Annotated in this window: 1 protein-coding gene; it reads left to right on the top strand. The window is 70.0% G+C overall.

Translation table 11 applies throughout. The annotated features are described in order from the left end of the window. Positions 1-1,679 (top strand): transposase family protein (locus GY812_14350; GenBank protein MCP4436665.1); only part of this gene is annotated, 1,679 nt, incomplete at both ends.

Raw genomic sequence — 1,679 nt, 5'->3', positions numbered from 1 at the left:
TCCTTTGGCGGGGATCGCGAGGACTTCGTGTGTTCCAACGTCCGGGTGCGCCGGGCGAAGGACGTGGGCAGTTCGGGCGTGTTGCCGCTGGAGGCCGCCCGCGGGTTCCCCTACAGGCTGGCCTGCTTCGTGCTGAAGTGTAGGCCAGGTGCCCCTCAGGAGGTCGCGCTGGCGCAGCCGTGCGTGGAGACCGACCTGGAGCTCGTGACGGAGCTCGACGTGCGGCAGCTGGTGCTCCCCGACGGCGCGGAGTTCGTGCAGCTGTTCGCCAGTGCCTGGCTGCTATGGGACAGCGACAGCAGCGTTCGGCAACCCGCCTTCGGAGCGACGCATGTGCACAGGCACTGCCGCGGCTCGGCGGTCAAGGGCGGCGTCGTGGTGAAGGTGTCGACCTTCTCGGCCGCCTACAGCGAGGTTTTCGCCGGGGCCTTCGGTTTGGCCTGGCATCGCGCTTTGGAGAAGCGCTTCGGCGGGCGAGCGACGGACGCCTTCGCCCTGCTGCAGGACTCGAACTTCGCGCGCGGCGAGCGCGAGTCCTACGACGTGCCGGACATCGCCCAGGTGGCGAGGCGCGCCCGGGTCGGCCCGGAGCGCGGCACGGTCGAGTTCGACGCCGAGGTCGCGGAGGGCCGCAAGCTCGAGGACGTCGACATCGGGGTTCGGGAGGCGTACGCGGCGCAGGTCCGCGGCACCGAGCCCGAGGCAGGCAGCGAGCCGTTCGAGCTGACGCTGTCGTTGCGGGCGCTGATCATCGGCGACCAGTGGAAGGATGAGGAGCTCGGGCCGCTGTGCTTGAAGCTCCGCTCTCCCGCGGAGGTGGACGAGGCGCCGGGGGCCCGGCGGCTGGGCGTCGACTTCGCGCTGGAGGAGTTCGTGACCGTCGGCCCGGGCGAGCAGCGCTGGGTGCTGGTGCTCCCGGCCTCGGGTGGCCCTGGGTCAGGCCTGTCCTGGAGGCGCTTCATCTTTTTGCACGTGCATGCTGGAGCGTCGGGGGGCCACAAGACGGTAGTTGCGACGCGCGAGTGCGCGCGGCGGCTGGTGACCTGGCCAGGTCTCACCGCCGATGTCGAGAAGTGGTGCGCGTGCTGCTGGGCCTGTATCTGCTTCAGGAAGCAGACGACGAAGGTGCAGGCCAGCTTCATCGTGGCGCGCCATCGGCTCCCGTTCCACCACGTGGTGGTCGACATGGAGGGCCGCATCACGCCGCCGGACGTCGACGGCTACTGCTACGTGATGACGTACATCTGCGTCACCACCGGGGCGCCGCTGTTCGAGCCGCTCCGGAGCCTGCAGCACAGCGAGGTGCGCAGGGCTTTCTTTCGCTGCGCGACGCGCGCGAAGACGTGGCCGATGCTGCTGAGCTCGGATCGCGGCAAGGAGTTCTGCAACGCGCTCATGCAGGAGCTCTGGGCGCTGCTCAACTTCGCGGGGCGCTTCGGTACGTCGTGGAGGCCGTGTGAGCAGGCCGACGCGGAGTGCGCCCACATCGAGTACGCCAGGGAGCTCGGCATCTTCCTGCACGAGGTGTTCAGGTGCGCGCCGGGCCAGTGGGGCGAGCTGCTCCCGCTGGGGGAGTTCGTCATCTGGAGCTCGCCCGGCAAGTCCGCGCTGGCGCCGCGCGACCTGTGCATGGGCTGGTCGCTGGCTTCGCCGCTGGAGCGCGAGCTGCTGCCGCTGGA

Source organism: Actinomycetes bacterium (assembly GCA_024222295.1).
Lineage (GTDB): Bacteria > Actinomycetota > Acidimicrobiia > Acidimicrobiales > Microtrichaceae > JAAEPF01.
Note: the sequence above shows the minus strand (reverse complement) of the source record. Positions and strands in the feature narration are given on the sequence as shown.